This is a genomic window from Pseudomonas sp. D2002 (assembly GCF_013385735.1).
GTDB lineage: Bacteria > Pseudomonadota > Gammaproteobacteria > Pseudomonadales > Pseudomonadaceae > Aquipseudomonas.
The window spans coordinates 1,126,336-1,145,248 of record NZ_JACAPL010000003.1 but is presented as its reverse complement, the minus strand read 5'-3'; the positions used below and the strand labels follow the sequence as shown (position 1 = coordinate 1,145,248).

General features: G+C 58.6%; 21 protein-coding genes and 1 tRNA gene. 5 read left to right on the top strand and 17 right to left on the bottom strand.

Annotation, left to right across the window (positions count from 1 at the left end; translation table 11 throughout):
* Window positions 1-56: 56 nt before the first annotated feature.
* The 17 genes from hrpT to HX783_RS08510 form a co-directional block, all read right to left on the bottom strand.
* A complete protein-coding gene (gene hrpT, locus HX783_RS08590) occupies window positions 57-260 on the bottom strand; it encodes an HrpT family type III secretion system protein (protein ID WP_177016595.1) in 204 nt (67 codons plus the stop codon).
* Window positions 257-2,392: a type III secretion system outer membrane ring subunit SctC gene (gene sctC, locus HX783_RS08585; RefSeq protein ID WP_177016594.1), complete on the bottom strand. Its 2,136-nt coding sequence runs from the start codon at window positions 2,390-2,392 to the stop codon at window positions 257-259. The genes hrpT and sctC overlap by 4 nt, the downstream gene beginning before the upstream one ends.
* A gap of 203 nt (window positions 2,393-2,595) precedes the next feature.
* Window positions 2,596-2,832: a hypothetical protein gene (locus HX783_RS08580; protein WP_177016593.1), complete on the bottom strand. Its 237-nt coding sequence runs from the start codon at window positions 2,830-2,832 to the stop codon at window positions 2,596-2,598.
* A gap of 107 nt (window positions 2,833-2,939) precedes the next feature.
* The gene (gene sctL / locus HX783_RS08575) at window positions 2,940-3,524 is read right to left on the bottom strand and encodes a type III secretion system stator protein SctL (protein WP_177016592.1); all 585 of its coding nucleotides are present in this window, start codon (window positions 3,522-3,524) and stop codon (window positions 2,940-2,942) included.
* A complete protein-coding gene (locus tag HX783_RS29930; protein WP_256347122.1) occupies window positions 3,502-4,083 on the bottom strand; it encodes a type III secretion protein in 582 nt (193 codons plus the stop codon). The genes sctL and HX783_RS29930 overlap by 23 nt, the downstream gene beginning before the upstream one ends.
* A complete protein-coding gene (sctJ, locus tag HX783_RS08565) occupies window positions 4,076-4,861 on the bottom strand; it encodes a type III secretion system inner membrane ring lipoprotein SctJ (RefSeq protein WP_177016591.1) in 786 nt (261 codons plus the stop codon). The genes HX783_RS29930 and sctJ overlap by 8 nt, the downstream gene beginning before the upstream one ends.
* A gap of 4 nt (window positions 4,862-4,865) precedes the next feature.
* Window positions 4,866-5,231 (bottom strand): hypothetical protein, encoded by a 366-nt coding sequence (locus tag HX783_RS08560; RefSeq protein ID WP_177016590.1) that lies wholly within the window; start codon window positions 5,229-5,231, stop codon window positions 4,866-4,868.
* 87 nt (window positions 5,232-5,318) lie between these two features.
* Window positions 5,319-5,489 (bottom strand): hypothetical protein, encoded by a 171-nt coding sequence (locus HX783_RS08555; protein WP_177016589.1) that lies wholly within the window; start codon window positions 5,487-5,489, stop codon window positions 5,319-5,321.
* 320 nt (window positions 5,490-5,809) lie between these two features.
* Window positions 5,810-6,724, bottom strand: coding sequence for a sigma 54-interacting transcriptional regulator (locus HX783_RS08550; RefSeq protein ID WP_177016588.1), 915 nt, complete (start codon window positions 6,722-6,724; stop codon window positions 5,810-5,812).
* 302 nt (window positions 6,725-7,026) lie between these two features.
* The gene (gene ychF / locus HX783_RS08545; protein WP_159954064.1) at window positions 7,027-8,127 is read right to left on the bottom strand and encodes a redox-regulated ATPase YchF; all 1,101 of its coding nucleotides are present in this window, start codon (window positions 8,125-8,127) and stop codon (window positions 7,027-7,029) included.
* A gap of 21 nt (window positions 8,128-8,148) precedes the next feature.
* Window positions 8,149-8,733 (bottom strand): aminoacyl-tRNA hydrolase, encoded by a 585-nt coding sequence (gene pth / locus HX783_RS08540; protein ID WP_159954065.1) that lies wholly within the window; start codon window positions 8,731-8,733, stop codon window positions 8,149-8,151.
* Between the two features lie 168 nt (window positions 8,734-8,901).
* Window positions 8,902-9,501, bottom strand: a complete 600-nt coding sequence (locus tag HX783_RS08535; protein WP_177016587.1) for a 50S ribosomal protein L25/general stress protein Ctc — start codon at window positions 9,499-9,501, stop codon at window positions 8,902-8,904.
* 139 nt (window positions 9,502-9,640) lie between these two features.
* Complete coding sequence (locus tag HX783_RS08530; RefSeq protein WP_003208392.1) at window positions 9,641-10,582, bottom strand: ribose-phosphate pyrophosphokinase; 942 nt, start codon at window positions 10,580-10,582, stop codon at window positions 9,641-9,643.
* A 46-nt stretch (window positions 10,583-10,628) separates the two neighbouring features.
* Window positions 10,629-10,703: transfer RNA gene (locus HX783_RS08525), tRNA-Gln, on the bottom strand.
* A gap of 37 nt (window positions 10,704-10,740) precedes the next feature.
* Window positions 10,741-11,544 (bottom strand): 4-(cytidine 5'-diphospho)-2-C-methyl-D-erythritol kinase, encoded by an 804-nt coding sequence (gene ispE / locus HX783_RS08520; RefSeq protein ID WP_218175182.1) that lies wholly within the window; start codon window positions 11,542-11,544, stop codon window positions 10,741-10,743.
* Between the two features lie 47 nt (window positions 11,545-11,591).
* On the bottom strand, window positions 11,592-12,209 hold the full coding sequence (gene lolB, locus HX783_RS08515) for a lipoprotein insertase outer membrane protein LolB (protein WP_177016585.1): 618 nt from the start codon (window positions 12,207-12,209) through the stop codon (window positions 11,592-11,594).
* Window positions 12,210-12,213: 4 nt separating this feature from the next.
* Window positions 12,214-13,938 carry a tetratricopeptide repeat protein gene (locus HX783_RS08510; RefSeq protein WP_159954069.1) on the bottom strand — a complete coding sequence of 575 codons (1,725 nt, stop codon included), beginning with the start codon at window positions 13,936-13,938 and terminating at the stop codon, window positions 12,214-12,216.
* A gap of 182 nt (window positions 13,939-14,120) precedes the next feature.
* On the opposite strand from HX783_RS08510, the gene hemA reads away from it, so the two are divergent.
* Genes hemA through murI form a run of 5 tightly spaced genes read left to right on the top strand, consistent with a single transcriptional unit; the run spans window position 14,121 to window position 18,856 of the window.
* Window positions 14,121-15,410, top strand: coding sequence for a glutamyl-tRNA reductase (hemA, locus tag HX783_RS08505; RefSeq protein WP_177016584.1), 1,290 nt, complete (start codon window positions 14,121-14,123; stop codon window positions 15,408-15,410).
* A complete protein-coding gene (gene prfA, locus HX783_RS08500) occupies window positions 15,407-16,489 on the top strand; it encodes a peptide chain release factor 1 (RefSeq protein ID WP_159954071.1) in 1,083 nt (360 codons plus the stop codon). Before hemA ends, prfA begins: the two co-directional genes overlap by 4 nt.
* A complete protein-coding gene (gene prmC / locus HX783_RS08495) occupies window positions 16,490-17,320 on the top strand; it encodes a peptide chain release factor N(5)-glutamine methyltransferase (RefSeq protein WP_177016583.1) in 831 nt (276 codons plus the stop codon). It abuts the gene before it with no gap.
* Complete coding sequence (moeB, locus tag HX783_RS08490) at window positions 17,314-18,069, top strand: molybdopterin-synthase adenylyltransferase MoeB (protein WP_177016582.1); 756 nt, start codon at window positions 17,314-17,316, stop codon at window positions 18,067-18,069. Before prmC ends, moeB begins: the two co-directional genes overlap by 7 nt.
* Window positions 18,062-18,856: a glutamate racemase gene (murI, locus tag HX783_RS08485; protein WP_177016581.1), complete on the top strand. Its 795-nt coding sequence runs from the start codon at window positions 18,062-18,064 to the stop codon at window positions 18,854-18,856. Before moeB ends, murI begins: the two co-directional genes overlap by 8 nt.
* Window positions 18,857-18,913: the final 57 nt, after the last annotated feature.

The following is an 18,913-nucleotide window of genomic DNA, read 5'->3' as shown; positions in this document are numbered from 1 at the left end:
CTGGCGCAAGCAGGTCTGGTGAGCGGCAGCGCTGCTCACCAGAAGTCACCGAAAACTTATCGCTCCAGCGATATCGTCTGGTAGTCCGAGCGTTCCCCGGAGGGCCCAGGCTCGACGCGCATCTGCGGCGGCCACCAGATCACCATCTTGTCCTTGGTCGCTTGCGGGCGTGAGCAGGAATCGCCTCTGCACGTGGGGCTGCAGCCGGCGATGAACAGCACTGTGCTGATCAGGGTGATGCACAACAAGCGGTGTTTCATGGGGTGACCTTCTTCTGAACGGGAGTGAGCAAGGAGGGACGGGGTACGCCGATGTGTTCATCCTTCACCACCGGACGCATGGCGATAAACACCTCGGCTTCTTCACCCGGTTTGAGCCAGGCACGCGGCCACACGGTGACAGCCAGGGTTTGTGAATTGCTGCACTCGTTTTCGTCGATACGCACGGTGCGCTTGAACTGATTACGCAGCACTATCACGGCCACATTGAACTGAGGGCCGGCATACCACTGGCTGCGTTCGGTATTCATTGCCAGCAGATCGCGGGTGTTGCACAAGGTGCCCAGGCCCAGTGGCATGGGCGCCGCGTTGAAGGCCACGGGCACCTGCCCAGTGACGAGATGCGCCAGGGCGCTGGTGATGTCACTGCGTTTGATGACAGGGTCGTGTGCGGCATAGCGCCTGGCCAGTGGCTTGAGCGCGGCCTGCAGCTCCACCTGATCGTCCTGCGGCAGATAACGTGAAGGGTCAGCCTGGTCACCGATGACGCGCGGGGTCAGGATAAACAGGCGTTCACGGCGATTGTTCTGGCGTTCGCTGGAAGAAAACAACGCCCTGCCCAACAGCGGAATATCGCCCAGCAGGGGAATCTTGTTGCGCCTGTCGGCGCTTTCGGTGACATGGAACCCACCGATCACCAGCGAGCGCTGTTCCGCCATGACCGCCTGGGTACTGACATTGCCCCGGCGCACATCGGGACCTAAGCGATCGGGGTTGGACTCGTCGAAGTTGCCGTCTTCGATATTCACCGCGAGGTGAACCTGATGAGTGCCGCGGGTGGTAATCACCCTCGGCACCACTTGCAGGCTGGTGCCGACAGTGATGGGCAGGACGGTCGCGACTTCTGTGCCTGCCGTCAGGTATTGGGTGCGGTTGAAATCAATCACCGACGGCTGGTTTTCCAGGGTGAGGACCGACGGGTTGGACACCATGGTTGCCAGGCCACGTTGCTCCAATGCGCGAATCCTGGCAAAGAAATGGTCACGGTTTCGGATCGACAGCTGCGAGGAACTGCCTGGCGCTATTCTCGCGTCGCTGCTGAAGTGACTGTTGCCCCAGCTGACCCCGAATTCGCGCAATTGAGTGCGCTCTATATCGAGGATGATGGCGTCGATCTCCACCATTTTGCGCGCCACGTCGAGCTGGCTGATCAGCTCGCGGTACATCGTCTGACGTTCCGGGAGGTCATAGATCAGTACGGCGTTGTTGCGCACATCGGCTTCGACGCGAATCCTGCCGGCAGACACGGGTGCCCGCGGGGTGAGCGTCGCACCAGTGGCCAACTGGCCCGAGTCCGCTGCCTGGCCGAACATTTGCCCCAGCATTGGGTTGCTCAACCGGGGAAAGTTCGGCGTGATGGGCGAGGGCTGTGAGGCGGAGGGACGTGAACCCATGGTGGCAAGATCGGAAGTTGACCGCGGTTCCAACAACCCACGCAGCATGCTGGCAACGCCTGGGATGGTGATTTTTTCGCTGCGATAATCTATCTGGCGATCACCCGCGTTGGCGAATTTCAGTGGGTAGCTGAGCACGCTCTGTTTTTCGTCGGGTGACTTACGCTGGCTGCTGAATTGCTTGATTTGCTCGATGTAGCGCTTGGGGCCGGAGACCAGCACCACTCCATCATCAGGCAGTTCACCCCAGCCGAAACGGCTGTCGAGCAGGCCGATATCCGTCAGCGCCCGCTTGAGGTCGGCGACGGTCTCGGAGGCGACTTCCAGGCGCGCGGACTCTTGCAGGTCCAGGGTGCTGATATAAAGGGTGTTGTTATACAAGTACCACTGGAAGCGGTGTTCTACCGCCAACCTGTCCAGCATCGACTGCGGGGTATTGGCGCGTATCTTGCCATTGACGGTGCCGTCCAGCAGGCCGTCAACTTGCAGTTGTGTGCCAAACGTCTGAGCGAAGTCCTCCAGCACCTCGCGCAGTGGCTTATGCTCGGCCTCGTAGGCGTAGGCGGTGTTTTTCCAGTCGGAGGGAATAGCGGCAAGGGGGCTGTGCAGCGGCGCCAACAACAAGGGCAGGGCGAGCAGACAACGCCAGTGAGCGCGTTTTACCAGAACAGCGGGCGAGTTTAAACGCAAGCCGGTGTGCTTGTTGATTTTGCTATACATGACAGGTTCTCTGTTTCAGTGCGGTCGCTTACGTAGTGAAGTGGGCCGGAAGGTGCGCCCAGCCTTTGTCAGGCGTGCAGTAACGCTGCGCCAGGTGTCACGTTGCTTGAGAGGTACTTCAAGGGTTTTGAACCGGTGTTTCTGGGCAATCCCTGGGTCGGCATTGCACCCACCAGAGATCGCCCGTGGCTGTAGCCCTGTCACTAGACGACATTGATCGCTGACTTGATCGTTTCGTGCTTGTAACTGAGGTAGGTCGTGCTCACGGCAAAGTTGTTAACTAGCTTGGACTTTTCCCCAATGAGCTGTTCGAAGAGCCGCGAGGCGTCGCCCATCCCTTGCATGTTTTCAGCGTCGACGCCGATTTGTTCGAGGCTTTTTTCGGAGCGGGTTTGCTCCCTGTAGAGACTGTTGAGTATGCGTAAGTCACCGTTCATCATTTTATCTCCGATGGGGTTCTACCCCTGTGTGGCACCGGATTGATGGCCAGTTCCATCAACCGACTTAATTTGTTTAAAAAGAAAGGCGTTTCTAGCTGGAAAAGTTGTCACTTGGTTTTGGCCTGCGGTGGGGTAACCACCAGGTTATCGAGGGCATCGGTCCAATTGATGTGAAACCCGCCATCCTCCGTTTCGAGCAGCAGCGACTGGGCGGCGAGCCTGTCTTCGACTCGAAGCGTCCATGGCACGCCACAGTGCAGACTGAGCCATTGCTCGACGGGTTCGCGGTCCTGCGGGTTGCACACCAGTTCCGCCTGGACCGTCGGTAACTGAGCCGTCAGCAGTTTATTAAGCAGGGCAGTGAGGCGCTGAGCGGGCACGGTCTCGTCCAGAATGCTGAGAATGGCCGCGTTGATGACTGAGGTGGCGGCCTGTTCCAGATGGTCGAGCATCGCTTGGCGCTCTGAGTCCCAACGGTACAGCTGGGTATTGGCGCGCTCCCAGAATTCATCACTGGCACTTTCAAGAATTTTCTCGCACTGAGCATGGGCCTCAAGTAGGAGCGCCTGCGCTTTTGCCTCGGCCTGTTCCAGGATTCGACGGGCCTGGGTGTAGTCGGCAAGCCGTTCCCGAGGGATCAGGAGGGTCGACGGTTCGTCGGTGTTCAGCTCAATCTTGTGGGCGCAAAACATGCTCGGATTTCTCGCGGGGGGCGCGCTGAACATCATCGATGCTGGTTGCGGTTGCGCGCCAAATAGTGGCTTTCCACAGCGTATCCAGCCGGCTGTGAGTATCGGCAAGCCTGGGATGCTGCTCCAACTCAAGCACCCTTTGGCGAGCAAAGCGCAAACGCAGCCGCTGCCAGAGAATGGGGCCGACCCACGCGCGCAGATAGTGCAGTGGGTCGTCGATGCTTACCGGGATGGGGTCGGGTGGCAGTGCCTTGCTCAAGCGCTGGCACCAAAGAATCTGATCCTGATTTAACCGGCTGTCGCGGGGCGCGTTGTACACCTCATTGACGAGTGCCAGTGCAAGGTCCCGTTGTTGCGCGCTGCTCAGCACCAGCTGTAACAAGGGCGCAGACGTAGGCGGGGGAAGCGCAGGTTCGATGCCGAACAGGCTGCTCACCCGACCATGGTGGCTGCGTGAAAGCGCTGGCGTTTCCACAAAGCCGGTTTTTGTGAGCCAGTCGATGTGAGCATCCTCCCAGGGGAAGGCCCACCATCTAACCCAACTGAGCGCTTCACTCATGAGCGGGTGCCACGGCAGGCGCCACCGCCGGAATGAGCCCTTTGCGACGACGCCAGACCAGCCAGCCAATGCCGCCCAGCAGAATAACGATCACAGGCGCCACAAGGCTGGTGCGCCAAAATCCAAGCTCTTGTACCGGCACCAGAAAGGGCCCGAAATGAGTGAGTTGCTGCTGCTCTGTGTAGGCCGTGGCCGGTACAAAAATGACGGTCAGTTTTGTGGTGTTGTCGATGGCTGAGGCCATGCCCGGAATGCTGCTGGCAACCATCCTGCGGACACGCGGATTGATATTGTCGGGGTCCAGTCGCGGATTGTGCTTGATGAATACCGAGGCAGAGGCCGGCTGTACCGGCTCGCCTGGCGCTACCCGTTCAGGCAGCACCACATGGACTCGCGCGACGATCACGCCGTCTATGTTCGACAAGGTCGATTCCAGTTCCTGCGACAGCGCATAGATGTAGCGTGCGCGCTCTTCCAGCGGGGTGGAGATGACGCCTTCTTTGCGAAAGATATCCCCCAGCGTCGAGCGCGCCGTCCGGGACAGCCCGGCGGCGTCCAGCGTACGAACAGCTCGACTGATGTCATTTGCCTTGACGCGAACAGCGACGCCGTCTTTCCCTGGAATCTTCTGCGCCCGGATCTGCTTGTCTGCCAGTTCCGCAATGACTTCGTTGGCTTCCTGTTCAGAAATATTGCGATGAAGCTCTACGCTTTCACCGCAGCCGGAAAGCATCAACACCGTTGACAAAAGCACGAGGGTGGTCAGGCGACGGAACATGCATCTAGCCCATGCTTGAAATTTTATCGACGCCTTTTGTGATCGCGCTGATCACCTTGACCCGTGACATCACGTCGATATGCGCTTCGGCGAGCGATTGGGGGAATTCATTCGCATCCTTGGACTTCTTGTTCTGGCTGGCATCCCGGAACCCCTTGGATACGCGCCTCGATAACGAATCCGACTCTTCCGAGCCCCAGGAAGGAACGGGTGATGCCATGACGGGGCCAACTGCTTTGCCGGACGGTTCGTTGGCGTTGAGTTGAGCGTTGAAAAAATTGACGTCGGAGGCTCGGTTGAGCGTGCCAGGCGCATCGGCCTGAGTCGTGAAATTACCGTTTTCCGGGAACCCTGGGGTGATGATGTTCATCTGAATCTCCATCGAACGTATCTAATGTTGTGCCCGTCGTAACGGTGAAACCTCCCCAACTTGAAGGGCTGGGGAGGTCGGTGTGGCTTAGGCAAAGCGCAAAGATTTGATACGGCCGGCTTTGGCTGTAGTCAGTTCTTGCTGAGCAGTCCTCTCAGCCTCTCTGACTAACTCATCTCCCTTTTTGTCGCCGATTTCATCCAGTTTTTGTTGGTGGGCTGCGCTCAAAGGAGGGGAAGAGTTTTGGATTACAGACATAGATCACCTTCTGTTTTCTAACCAAAGATGGATAGCGAATGTTAGCTATCGTTGCGTGTTGAATGATTTGGACATCACTCATGTTTTACGTGGTGGGTAGAAGGTAAAGTGTTCCAATTTTAGAGTGGCTATTTATTTAAAAATGTTTCGCTAATGGGCTTTTATCCGGCTGTCTGCGCCTTCTCAAATTTTGTAATGATGCTGGGATGATGCGAGCGGCGTACTGTTTTCTGTTTTGTTTGCTAACTTAATACTCGAGAGAATGTCGGGCTCATCATCGGAAAACTCCGCTTGTTATGCTCTGGCGCAGCCTGCGCCCGTTATATCTCAAGTTGTTTCATTCGATAGTAAAGTGTGCGCTTGGCGAGCCCTAGCTCAACCGACACGTTATCGACACAGTGGTCGTTGCGGTGCAGCGACTCTTCTATCAGCGCTTTCTCAATTTGTTGCAGGCGGGCCTTCAGGCTCATTTCACTGTCCTGCGGTTTGCTCATGGGCATCGAGAGCGCTGGCAGACCTAGCACAAACCGCTTTGCCGCCGAGCGCAATTCGCGAATATTGCCAAGCCAGGTGTGGCACAGCAATTGTTGCAGCAGCTCCGCTGGCGGGGGCGGGGCCGGGCATTTGAACTGTTCGGCTTCTTCCTGGAGCATCTTCAGGAACAACGGAATGATCCGTTCTCGCTGGTGCCGCAGGGCCGGAAGTTCGAGGCTGACGACATTCAGGCGAAAGTACAGGTCACGCCTGAAGGTGCCCAGCTCGACCATTTGGTGCAGCGACTGCTGAGCTGACGCGATAACACGCATATCGACCGGAATGAAGCGGGTCGAGCCCAGGCGCTCTACGCCACGCGACTCCAGCACCCGCAGCAATTTGGCTTGCAGGTTCAGGGGCATACTGTCGATTTCGTCGAGGTACAAAGTGCCTAGATGAGCGGCTTCGACAAAGCCGGCTCGCGACTGTATCGCCCCGGTAAAGGCGCCGCTGTTAACGCCGAACAATTGGCTTTCTGCGAGGCTTTCCGGGATGGCCGCGCAGTTCACTGCAACAAAGTTGCCTTTTCGCCCCGACAACCGATGGACCCGTTGGGCCAAGGTATCTTTCCCGGTACCCGTCTCTCCGAGTAACAGGATGTCAATGTTCAGTGACGCTGTGCTGTTAAGTGTGTTTTCAATGTCTGATCCTGCAATGATTGAACGATCCGTTTCAACTTCCCCAAGGTTGGAGTCCGACATCGAGTAGGTGCTCCATTATTACTGTGCGTTATTCAAAGGCGGTCGGCAGTGTGGGGATTATAAATTTTATGTGCTTATCTTGAAGTAGGAACTTACGCAGATGGTGTAGGAGAAATTAGAGATGTTAGGGCGCTAATTTACTCAGTCGTTTAGCCGAGGAGGTGCCGAGTAGTAATAGGAGAAGTCTTAAAACGTTAGGTAGTTTGACGTAATAAGACTACCTCGCACGTGAAACCGTTGCCCACAAAAAAGCCGATGCAGGGCATCGGCTTTTTATTTGCGGTGGGCGCCGCAGGTATTATTTACACGTTGAAACGGAAGTGCATCACGTCGCCATCTTTGACGATATATTCCTTGCCTTCCAGGCGCCATTTACCGGCTTCCTTGGTGCCGGCTTCACCCTTGTACTGGATGAAGTCGTTGTAGGCGATGACTTCGGCGCGGATAAAGCCTTTTTCGAAGTCGGTGTGGATCACACCGGCGGCCTGTGGCGCTGTGGCGCCGACTTTGACGGTCCAGGCACGGACTTCTTCGACACCGGCGGTGAAGTAAGTCTGCAGGTGCAGCATTTCGTAGCCGGCACGGATCACACGGTTCAAGCCAGGCTCTTCCAGGCCCAGGGCCTCGAGAAACATGTCTTTCTCTTCGCCGTCATCCAGCTCGGCAATTTCTGCTTCGATCTTGTTGCACACCGGCACCACGATCGCGCCTTCTTCCTCGGCGATGGCCTTGACCACGTCGAGCAGCGGGTTGTTCTCGAAGCCGTCTTCAGCGACGTTGGCGATGTACATGACCGGCTTGGTGGTCAGCAGGTGGAAGCCTTTGATGACGATTTTTTCGTCGGCGCTCATGCTCTTCATCAGGCTGCGCGCGGGCTTGCCCAAGGTGAAGTGAGCGATCAACTGCTCCAGCAGGCCTTTCTGGACCACTGCGTCCTTGTCGCCGCCTTTGGCGTTACGGGCGACTTTCTGCAGTTGTTTTTCGCAGCTGTCGAGGTCGGCGAAGATCAGCTCCAGGTCGATGATCTCGATGTCGCGTTTCGGGTCGACGCTGTTGGAGACGTGAATCACGTTTTCGTCTTCAAAGCAGCGGACCACATGAGCGATGGCATCGGTCTCACGGATGTTGGCCAGAAACTTGTTGCCCAGGCCTTCACCTTTCGACGCGCCGGCCACCAGGCCTGCGATGTCGACGAATTCCATGGTGGTCGGCAGGATGCGCTTGGGGTTAACGATCGCCGCCAATTCCTGCAGGCGCGGGTCAGGCATGGCCACGATGCCGCTGTTGGGTTCGATGGTGCAGAAGGGGAAGTTCTCCGCCGCAATACCGGATTTGGTCAAGGCGTTGAACAGGGTGGATTTGCCGACGTTGGGCAGGCCGACGATGCCGCAATTGAATCCCATGGTGTTTCCCCTCGGTAAGAGTCAGGCCTTCTGGCTGTGCAGGTTTTTCATCGCGCGGTTCCATTCACCGGCGAAGATATCCGGCAGCACGCCGAGGGCAAAGTCGATGCTGGCATCGAGTTTTTCCTGTTCGGCGCGTGGCGCACGACCCAGGACGAAATTTGAAACCATACTGGCAACGCCTGGGTGGCCAATGCCGAGCCGCAGACGGTAAAAATTATTCTGATTGCCCAACTGCGCGATGATGTCGCGCAGGCCATTGTGCCCGCCATGCCCGCCGCCCAACTTGAGTTTGGCAACGCCGGGTGGCAGGTCCAGTTCGTCATGGGCCACCAGGATTTCTTCGGGTTTGATCCGAAAGAAGCCCGCGAGCGCCGCGACAGCCTGGCCGCTGCGGTTCATGTAGGTGGTGGGAATCAGCAGACGAACATCCTGACCCTGATGCGAGAAGCGCCCGGTCAGGCCAAAATATTTGCGATCGGCCGTAAGGTTTACACCTTGGGCGTGCGCGATACGCTCAACAAAAAGGGCCCCCGCGTTATGCCGGGTCTGTTCGTATTCGGCGCCTGGATTTCCCAGGCCAACGATCAGTTTAATGGCAGTCACGACAGGGGCCCTTCCTTTGGAGTTGTGGATAACATCACCGACACTTGCGTGCGGCGAAAGTGGACAACAAAAGATCATTTACTCAAGAGTAAACGCCGCGTTATCGCCCGCTTTCTCGCTACGTTTCGGTCCGCGATGTTTCCTCAAGCTCCGGCAATACAGAGTGAATTACTCTGCAGCGCCTTCTTCAGCTTCTGGTGCAACGCGTGGAGCGTGAACGTTTGCAACAGCTTTGTCATCACCGTGAGCCAGTGCAACAAACTCAACGCCTTTAGGGGCTTTGAGGTCGGACAGGTGGATGATGGCGCCGATTTCCAGAGCCGACAGGTCGACTTCGATGAACTCAGGCAGGTCTTTCGGCAGGCAGGTCACTTCGATTTCGTTCAGGACGTGCGAGATTTCGCCGCCTTTCTTGACCGGAGCTTCTTCGCCGACGAAGTGTACTGGAACGATGGCGGTCAGTTTCTGACCGGCAACAACGCGTACAAAGTCAGCGTGCAGCACGTGGCCTTTGGCCGGGTGACGTTGCAGCGCCTTGATGATTACGTTTTGCTTTTTGCCGCCAACGTTCAGTTCGATAACGTGGCTGTAAGCAGCATCGTTTTCGAGCAGTTTGGCGATTTCTTTAGCCAGCATGCTGATGGATTCAGGGGCTTTTTCGCCACCGTAAACTACAGCTGGAACCAGGCTTGCGAGACGACGCAGGCGGCGGCTCGCACCTTTCCCCAGGTCGGAACGCAGTTCAGCATTCAAAGTAAAATCGTTCATGTTGTATCTCCAAAATAACCACATTCGCCCCAGCGTTTGCGACCAGCGCTAAAGGCGATATGGGCAAAAAAGCCCCGCCCCAACAGTAGGTTGGGGCGGGGCGCTTTTCGTCAGTGGGGTGCTTCGTAAGGTTTGACCCTTAACGGAACATCGCGCTGATCGATTCTTCGTTGCTGATGCGGCGAACCGCTTCGGCAACTACCGGTGCGATATCCAGTTGACGGATACGCGAACAGGCTTGAGCTGCAGCGGACAACGGGATGGTGTTAGTCACCACCAGTTCGTCCAGCATGGAATTCTCGATGTTCTCGATCGCTCGGCCCGACAGCACAGGGTGTGTGCAGTAGGCGAAGACTTTTGCTGCACCGTGCTCTTTCAAGGCTTTCGCCGCGTGGCACAGGGTGCCGGCGGTGTCGACCATGTCATCAACCAGAATACAGGTACGCCCTTCGACATCACCGATGATATGCATCACTTCAGAGTGATTGGCTTTTTCACGGCGTTTGTCGATGATCCCGAGGTCCACGCCCAGGGATTTGGCAACAGCCCGTGCACGCACGACGCCACCAATGTCCGGGGACACGATCATCAGGTTTTCAAAGCGCTGGTCTTCGATGTCATCCACCAATACGGGGGAGCCGTAGATGTTATCTACTGGAATATCGAAGAACCCCTGGATTTGGTCAGCGTGCAGGTCAACCGTGAGAACACGGTCGATGCCTACCACGGTCAGCATGTCAGCCACGACTTTCGCGCTGATAGCCACACGTGCGGAACGCGGACGGCGATCCTGACGGGCATAACCAAAGTAAGGGATTACAGCTGTGATTCGAGTCGCTGAGGAGCGGCGGAAGGCATCAGCCATCACGACGAGTTCCATCAGGTTATCGTTGGTCGGAGCGCAAGTCGGCTGAATAATGAAGACATCTTTACCGCGGACGTTTTCATTGATCTCGGCTGTAATTTCGCCGTCGGAGAATTTACCGACAGAGATGTCACCGAGAGGGATATGCAGCTGACGTACGACACGTCGAGCCAGATCGGGGTTAGCGTTCCCCGTAAAGACCATCATCTTGGACACGCGCAGTACCTAGAGGCTGAGGGTAACCTGGATGAGTATTAGAAAATGGCAGGGGCGGCTGGATTCGAACCAACGCATGGCAGGATCAAAACCTGCTGCCTTACCGCTTGGCGACGCCCCTGTATCTGTTGCAACGAGTACCCAGTACTCGGTTCCTTTTAGAGCAGACTTTGCAGCTTGCGATGCAACATCGAAACGTTGCTTCCCTTTGCTACAAACCCTGTAAGGGTCTCTGTAAGAAGGGCCGAGACTTTATCAGCTTCAGCTTTGCTTGGGAAGCCCCCAAACACACAACTTCCAGTTCCGGTTAATTTTGCTTCGGTAAATTTACCTAACAAATTCAAAGCGTTACGTACCTCTGGATAACGCCTTGCTACAACCGGTAAGCAGTCATTTCGACTGTTTCCCTTGGGAACGGGGCGCACTTTAATGGGAGGAGAGTTACGTGTCAACAGTGGATCTGAAAAAATTTCTGCTGTACTTACAGATACTTGCGGAACAAGCACGACATACCACGGCTCTTCGGGGTATTCCGGGGTGAGTTTCTCCCCCACGCCCTCGGCGAAAGCCGCGTGCCCACGCACGAAAACCGGGACGTCGGCGCCCAGCGTCAGGCCCAGCGTGGCCAGGCGATCGTGGTCCCAACCCAGTTGCCACAAGTGATTCAGGCCGAGCAGCGTCGTCGCCGCATTTGAGCTGCCGCCACCGATGCCACCGCCCATGGGCAAGATTTTATCGATCCAGATGTCGATGCCGAGCGAGCAACCGGATTGCTCTTGAAGTTTTTTCGCGGCCTTCACGATCAGATTGCTGTCGTGGGGCACGCCTTCGAATTCGGTATGCAGCTGGATCACGCCATCGTCGCGCACAGCGAAGGTCAGTTCATCGCCGTAGTCGAGAAACTGAAACAGCGTCTGCAGCTCGTGGTAGCCGTCTTCACGGCGACCCAGAATGTGCAGCATCAAATTGAGTTTGGCCGGGGAGGGCAACGTCAGCTTTGCGGTCACGTTTATTGCCCCAGCTTGCGCGGTTGCCAGTCCTTGATCACCAGCGTGACGTCAAGGTCGGTGCCATGCAGCTTGATGCGCTCGGGCAACCAATAACCACTTTGCTGCACGTAGCTGAGGTACTCGACCTGCCAGCCATCCTGCTCCAGCGTGGCCAGGCGGCTATCGCCATTGAGGCTCAGGCGACTTTTGCTGTCTGGCGCGGGCAAACCGCGTACCCACCACACCAGGTGTGATACCGGCAGCTTCCAGCCCATTTGCTGTTCCAGCAATTCTTCCGGCGAGGCCGCTTCGTAGCGGCCCTGGTTGGCCACTTCGAGGCTGACTTGCCCTGGGCGACCGGTCAGGCGTGCAGCGCCTCGGCCAAGCGGGCCGGAGAGGCGAATGTCGTAATAGTCCTGGCGTTGCAGCCAGAACAAGGTGCCGCTGCCGGAATCTTTTGGCGCGCGAACCCCGACCTTGCCTTCGATCTGCCAGCCATCGATGCTGCTGAGCTGGTCTTTGTGCTGTTTCCATTGCGCCGGGTTGCCCTGGCCTTCAACGGATTCGCGGGCGCCGAAACCCGCGCAACCGGCGAGCAAGGCGATGAAGCTGAAAACAATAACGTGGCGCAAGAACATAAGCTTAAAGGGTCTCGGATCCGGTCAGGCGCTTGATGGTGCCGCGCAGGATTGGGCTTTCGGGTTGTTCCTTGAGGAATTTTTCCCAGATTTGTCGCGCTTCGCGCTGTTTGCCATTGGCCCAGAGCACTTCGCCCAGGTGAGCGGCCACTTCCTGATCGGGGAAGCGCTCCAGTGCCTGGCGCAGCAAGCGCTCGGCTTCGTCGAGATTGCCCAGGCGGTAATTCACCCAGCCCAGGCTATCGAGTACGGCCGGGTCTTCCGGGTTCAGCTTGTGGGCTTGCTCGATCAACACCTTGGCTTCGGCGTAGCGCGTCGTACGGTCGGACAAGGTGTAACCCAAGGCGTTCAGCGCCATGGCGTTGTCCGGGTCGCGCTTGATGATCAGGCGCAGGTCTTTTTCCATCTGCGCCAAGTCATTGCGTTTTTCCGCCTGCATGGCGCGGGTGTACAGCAGGTTCAAGTCGTCGGGGTATTGCAGCAACGCTTGTTGCAGCAACTTCCAGGCGCGCTCGCCCTGCTTGTTGGCGGACAAGGTCTCGGCCTGGATCAGGTAAAGCTGGATCGCGTAATCCGGCTCGGCATCACGCGCCGCAGCCAGGCGTTTTTCCGCCTCGTCGGTGCGGCCATTGCTCATCAGGATATCGGCCTGGCGCAACTGGGCCGGCAGATAGTCATTGCCGGGGCCGACCTGGGCGTATTCCAGCAGTGCAGCCTGCGGGTCGTTGCGCTCTTCAGCGATACGGCCCAGGTTCAGGTGTGCCGAGTCCACGTGGCTTTCGCGCTGGATCAGCTCTTCCAGGTAACCCTTGGCCTCGTCCCAGGCCTTGGCTTCCAGGCACACCAGCGCCAGGGAGTAACGCAATTCGTCATCGTCCGGGTATTGCTGGACCAGGTTGGCGAACTGCACTTTGGCGTCCTCCATGCGGTCCTGCTCAACCAGCGTGCGGGCATAAGTCAGGCGCAGGCGCTTGTCATCCGGATATTTCTTGATGCTTTTTTCCAGCAGCGGAATCGCTTCCTTGCCGCGATTGAGGTTCTGCAGCAGGCGTGCGCGCAGCAGAATCGGCGCGATCTCGCCGTCGTCCGGCGGGTTCTGCTCCAGCAACTTCAGGGCAGCGTCGGCTTCATCATCCTGTTGCAGCAGCAACGCCTTGCCGAAAATCAGCTGGCTGTTCTTCGGGTGCTTTTGCAGCAGGCGGTCGAAACTCTTCATCAGGCCATTGCGCGTGTCCTGGTCGGTGTCGGCAGCCGACAGCGCGAGGAAGTCGAAATGGGTGTCGCCCTTGCCCTGCAGGACTTTCTCCATATAGACCATGGAGTCGTCATAGCGCCCCGCGCGCGCCAGTTGGATGGCCGCTGCACGCTGCGCTTCCAGGTCATCCGGCGCGTTTTTCGCCCAGATCAGCGAGGTGTCCAGCGCGGCCTGATCGGCGCCCAGGTATTCGGCGATGCGAAATGCACGCTCGGAAATGCCCGGGTCCTGGGTATTGATGGCCTGGGTCACGTAGTTATCCAGGGCAATATCGAAGCGATTGCGCTGGCCGGCGAGTTCCGCGGTCAGCAGGCTGTAGATCGTTTCTTCATTGAACGAAGAATAAACCTTGGGCTTTTCAGGGGCGGGGGTGCTGTCTTCTACCGGCGGCGTACCGTCCGGCGACACGGGGGCCAAGGCCTGGCAGCCGCTGAGGAAGACAAAAGCAAGGAGCAACGCGGAAGATCTATTCATATAGGAAGAGGACGACTAACCTGCGGTCGGATCATCATGACACAAGCCTTCGGCCAAACATAACCGAGTCTCAGTTGGTGCCTTTATAGGCATAAGCTACTAGGACAATAGACGACGGTGGTTGTTCTGGGTCTTTCGAAGTAGGACAATTGTCGGCTTCCCGACATCATCAGCGATATTGAATGGCCTTCCTCGCACTCGGTATTAACCACAAGACTGCTTCCGTAGACGTGCGCGAGCGCGTGGCGTTCACGCCAGAGCAGTTGGTTGAGGCCTTGCAGCAGCTCTGCCGGATCACCGACAGCCGCGAAGCTGCGATCCTTTCGACCTGCAATCGCAGTGAGCTTTATATAGAGCAGGAACATCTTTCAGCGGATGTGGTGCTGCGCTGGCTGGCCGATTATCACCATTTGAGCCTCGATGACCTGCGCGCCAGTGCCTATGTGCACGAAGAGGATGCGGCAGTTCGTCACATGATGCGCGTCGCCGCAGGGCTCGACTCGCTGGTGTTGGGCGAGCCGCAAATCCTCGGCCAGATGAAGTCCGCCTACGCCGTGGCCCGCGAGGCCGGCACTGTGGGCCCGTTGCTGGGCCGCTTGTTCCAGGCCACCTTCAACTCCGCCAAGCAGGTGCGCACCGACACGGCCATCGGTGAAAACCCGGTGTCCGTGGCATTTGCCGCCGTCAGCCTGGCCAAACAGATTTTCAGCGACTTGCAGCGCAGCCAGGCCCTGCTGATCGGCGCCGGTGAAACCATCACCCTGGTCGCCCGCCATCTGCACGAGCTGGGTGTGAAGCGAATTGTGGTCGCCAACCGTACGCTGGAACGCGCCAGCATCCTGGCTGAGCAGTTCGGCGCCCACGCGGTGTTGCTGTCGGACATTCCGGCCGAACTGGTGCGCAGCGATATTGTGATCAGCTCCACTGCCAGCCAACTGCCGATCCTCGGCAAAGGCGCGGTCGAGAGCGCGCTGAAGCTGCGCAAGCACAAACCGATCTTTATGGTGGATATCGCCGTTCCCCGCGATATCGAGCCGGAAGTCGGCGAGTTGGACGACGTTTACCTCTATAGCGTCGACGATCTGCACGAAGTGGTCGCCGAAAACCTCAAGAGTCGCCAGGGAGCTGCCCAGGCCGCCGAGGAAATGGTCAGCACCGGCGCCGAAGACTTTATGGTGCGGCTGCGTGAACTGGCGGCGGTCGACGTGCTCAAGGCCTATCGTCAGCAGGGCGAACGCCTGCGCGACGAAGAGTTGATCAAGGCCCAGCGGATGCTGGCCAACGGCAGCGGCGCCGAAGAGGTGCTGATGCAACTGGCCCGTGGCCTGACCAACAAATTGCTCCACGCCCCCAGCGTTCAGTTGAAAAAGCTTACTGCCGAAGGCCGCCTCGATGCGCTGGCCATGGCCCAGGAACTCTTTGCCCTCGGTGAGGGCGCGTCAGATAGCTCTTCGGATAAAAAACCGCAATGAAAGCGTCACTGCTCAATAAACTGGACGTGCTCCAGGACCGTTTCGAAGAACTGACCGCCTTGCTCGGCGATGGCGAGGTCATCTCCGATCAGACCAAATTCCGCGCCTATTCCAAGGAATACGCCGAAGTTGAGCCGATTGTGGCCACCTACAAGCACCTGACCAAAGTGCAAGCCGACCTCGAAGGCGCCCAGGCGCTGCTCAAGGACAGCGACCCGGACATGCGCGAAATGGCCGTGGAAGAAGTTCGCGAAGCCAAGGAAAAACTCGCCGAGCTGGAAGGCGATCTGCAGCGCATGTTGCTGCCCAAAGACCCTAACGACGGGCGCAACGTGTTCCTCGAAATCCGCGCCGGCACCGGTGGCGACGAGGCGGCGATTTTCTCCGGCGACCTGTTCCGCATGTATTCGCGCTACGCCGAGCGTCGCGGCTGGCGTGTCGAGATTCTGTCCGAGAACGAAGGCGAACACGGCGGCTATAAAGAAGTCATCGCCCGGGTTGAAGGCGACAACGTCTACGGCAAGCTCAAATTCGAATCCGGCGCACACCGCGTGCAGCGGGTTCCGGCGACGGAATCCCAGGGCCGTATCCACACCTCGGCGTGCACCGTGGCCGTGTTGCCTGAGCCGGACGAGCAGGAAGCCATTGAGATCAACCCGGCGGACTTGCGTGTCGACACCTATCGTTCGTCGGGCGCCGGTGGCCAGCACGTCAACAAGACCGACTCGGCGATCCGCATCACGCACTTGCCGTCGGGCATTGTGGTGGAGTGCCAGGAAGAACGTTCCCAGCACAAGAACCGTGCGCGGGCCATGTCCTGGCTGTCGGCCAAACTCAACGACCAGCAGACCAGCGCCGCCGCCAACGCGATTGCCAGCGAGCGCAAGCTGCTGGTGGGTTCGGGCGACCGCTCCGAACGCATTCGTACTTACAATTTTGCCCAGGGCCGGGTGACCGACCACCGGGTCAACCTCACGCTGTATTCCCTCGACGAGATTCTCGCCGGTGGCGTGGATGCGGTGATCGAGCCCTTGCTTGCCGAGTACCAGGCCGATCAATTGGCGGCGATAGGTGAATAAATGACCATCATTGCCAGCTTGCTGCGCGCCGCGGACTTGCCCGACTCGCCCACCGCGCGCCTGGATGTGGAACTGTTGCTGGCCGCTGCCTTGGGCAAATCGCGCAGCTATCTGCACACCTGGCCGGAAAAGATCGTCAGCAGCGAAGCCGCACTGACCTTTGCCAACTACCTGCAGCGCCGCCGTGGCGGTGAGCCGGTCGCGTATATCCTCGGCCAGCAAGGCTTCTGGAAGCTGGACCTGGAGGTCGCGCCGCACACGCTGATCCCGCGTCCCGAAACCGAATTGCTGGTGGAAGCCGCGTTGGAACTGCTGCCTGCCACGCCTGCCAAGGTTCTCGACCTGGGCACCGGCAGCGGTGCCATCGCCCTGGCCCTGGCCAGCGAGCGCCCGGTTTGGCAGGTCACCGCGGTTGACCGCGTGCTGGAAGCCGTGGCCCTGGCGGAGCGCAACCGCCAGCGCCTGCACCTGAAAAACGCCACGGTGCTGAACAGCCATTGGTTCAGCGCCCTGCAAGGCCAGACGTTCGACCTGATCATCAGCAACCCACCTTACATTGCCGACAACGACCCGCATCTGGTCGCAGGCGATGTGCGCTTTGAGCCGGCCAGCGCCTTGGTGGCCGGCCATGACGGCCTGGACGACCTGCGGCTGATCAGCGCCCAGTCCCCGGCCCACTTGAACGCCAGCGGTTGGCTGTTGCTTGAGCATGGCTACGATCAGGCGGCGGCCGTGCGTGACCTGTTGCTGGGCGAGGGTTTTGAAGACGTACACAGCCGCGTCGACCTCGGTGGCCACGAGCGCATCACCCTGGGACGCCGGCCGTGCTGACCGATCAGGAGCTGTTGCGCTATAGCCGACAGATTCTGTTGCAGCATGTCGACATCGAAGGCCAGTTGCGCCTGAAAAACGCGCGTGCATTGATCGTCGGCCTCGGTGGCCTGGGCGCGCCTGTCGCGCTTTACTTGGCCGCAGCGGGTGTGGGCGAGTTGCATTTGGCCGACTTCGACACCGTCGACCTGACCAACCTGCAACGCCAGATCATCCACGACACTGACAGCGTCGGGCAGACCAAGGTCGATTCGGCCATGCGCCGCCTGAGCGCCATCAACCCCGAAGTCACTCTGCTCGCCCATCGCACCGCGCTGGACGCGGACTCTCTGGCAGCGGCGGTGGCAGCGGTGGACGTGGTGCTCGATTGCAGCGACAACTTCTCCACCCGTGAAGCCGTCAACGCCGCCTGCGTCGCTGCCGCCAAGCCACTGATCAGTGGTGCTGCGATTCGCCTTGAAGGGCAATTGTCGGTGTTTGACCCGCGCCGCGCCGACAGCCCGTGCTACCACTGTTTATACGGGCACGGCAGCGACACCGAACTGACCTGCAGCGAAGCCGGCGTTGTCGGCCCGCTGGTGGGCGTGGTCGGCAGCCTGCAAGCGCTGGAAGCCTTGAAACTGCTGGCCGGTTTCGGTGAGCCGCTGGTGGGTCGCTTGTTGCTGATCGATGCCTTGACCACACGCTTTCGCGAATTACGCGTCAAGCGCGACCCGGGTTGCAGCGTGTGTGGAGTTGAGCGTGGTTAAGGACGCGCCCATCGGTGTGTTCGATTCCGGCGTCGGCGGCCTGTCGGTGCTGGATGAAATCCAACAGTTACTGCCCCATGAGTCACTGCTGTACGTGGCTGACGGCGGTAACATTCCCTACGGCGAGAAAACTCCGGCGTTCATTCTCGAGCGCTCCCGGCACGTCGCCGAGTTTTTCCGCAAGCAAGGCGCCAAGGCGTTTGTGATTGCCTGTAACACGGCGACTGTCGCCGCTGTTGCCGATTTGCGTCAGGACTACCCCGACTGGCCATTGGTGGGCATGGAGCCCGCCGTCAAACCGGCGGCTGCCGCCACTCGCAGTGGCGTGGTCGGTGTACTCGCCACCACCGGCACCCTGCAAAGCGCCAAGTTCGCGGCGTTGCTCGACCGTTTTGCCACCGACGTGCGTGTCATCACTCAGCCCTGCCCGGGTTTGGTTGAGTTGATCGAAACCGGCGACCTTGGCAGCGCCGCGTTGCGCCAGATGTTGCAAGGTTATGTCGACCCGCTGCTCAGTGCGGGTTGCGACACGATTATTCTCGGCTGCACCCACTATCCCTTCCTCAAGCCACTCCTGGCACAGATGCTTCCCCCAAGCATCATCCTGATCGACACCGGTGCCGCCGTGGCGCGTCAGCTCAAGCGATTGTTGAGCGAGCGCGACCTGTTGGCCGTCGGCAATCCTGAACCTACGCAGTTCTGGACCAGTGGTGATGTCGATCACCTAAGAAATATCCTACCGACTCTATGGGAATATCCCGGAGTTGTGCGAAGCTTCGACGCGTGAAAATTTTGTGAAATAACGCGATCAGACGCTGAACTTCTGGCTCTGCGTTGGCTTCTA

Bases quoted from the DNA above. Each gene is read 5' to 3' on its own strand.
- hrpT (WP_177016595.1), bottom strand. From the start codon at position 260: ATGAAACACCGCTTGTTGTGCATCACCCTGATCAGCACAGTGCTGTTC.
- sctC (WP_177016594.1), bottom strand. From the start codon at position 2,392: ATGTATAGCAAAATCAACAAGCACACCGGCTTGCGTTTAAACTCGCCC.
- HX783_RS08580 (WP_177016593.1), bottom strand. From the start codon at position 2,832: ATGATGAACGGTGACTTACGCATACTCAACAGTCTCTACAGGGAGCAA.
- sctL (WP_177016592.1), bottom strand. From the start codon at position 3,524: ATGTTTTGCGCCCACAAGATTGAGCTGAACACCGACGAACCGTCGACC.
- HX783_RS29930 (WP_256347122.1), bottom strand. From the start codon at position 4,083: ATGAGTGAAGCGCTCAGTTGGGTTAGATGGTGGGCCTTCCCCTGGGAG.
- sctJ (WP_177016591.1), bottom strand. From the start codon at position 4,861: ATGTTCCGTCGCCTGACCACCCTCGTGCTTTTGTCAACGGTGTTGATG.
- HX783_RS08560 (WP_177016590.1), bottom strand. From the start codon at position 5,231: ATGAACATCATCACCCCAGGGTTCCCGGAAAACGGTAATTTCACGACT.
- HX783_RS08555 (WP_177016589.1), bottom strand. From the start codon at position 5,489: ATGTCTGTAATCCAAAACTCTTCCCCTCCTTTGAGCGCAGCCCACCAA.
- HX783_RS08550 (WP_177016588.1), bottom strand. From the start codon at position 6,724: ATGTCGGACTCCAACCTTGGGGAAGTTGAAACGGATCGTTCAATCATT.
- ychF (WP_159954064.1), bottom strand. From the start codon at position 8,127: ATGGGATTCAATTGCGGCATCGTCGGCCTGCCCAACGTCGGCAAATCC.
- HX783_RS08535 (WP_177016587.1), bottom strand. From the start codon at position 9,501: ATGAACGATTTTACTTTGAATGCTGAACTGCGTTCCGACCTGGGGAAA.
- ispE (WP_218175182.1), bottom strand. From the start codon at position 11,544: ATGCTGCACATTCTGGGTCGCCGTGAAGACGGCTACCACGAGCTGCAG.
- lolB (WP_177016585.1), bottom strand. From the start codon at position 12,209: ATGTTCTTGCGCCACGTTATTGTTTTCAGCTTCATCGCCTTGCTCGCC.
- HX783_RS08510 (WP_159954069.1), bottom strand. From the start codon at position 13,938: ATGAATAGATCTTCCGCGTTGCTCCTTGCTTTTGTCTTCCTCAGCGGC.
- hemA (WP_177016584.1), top strand. From the start codon at position 14,121: ATGGCCTTCCTCGCACTCGGTATTAACCACAAGACTGCTTCCGTAGAC.
- prfA (WP_159954071.1), top strand. From the start codon at position 15,407: ATGAAAGCGTCACTGCTCAATAAACTGGACGTGCTCCAGGACCGTTTC.
- prmC (WP_177016583.1), top strand. From the start codon at position 16,490: ATGACCATCATTGCCAGCTTGCTGCGCGCCGCGGACTTGCCCGACTCG.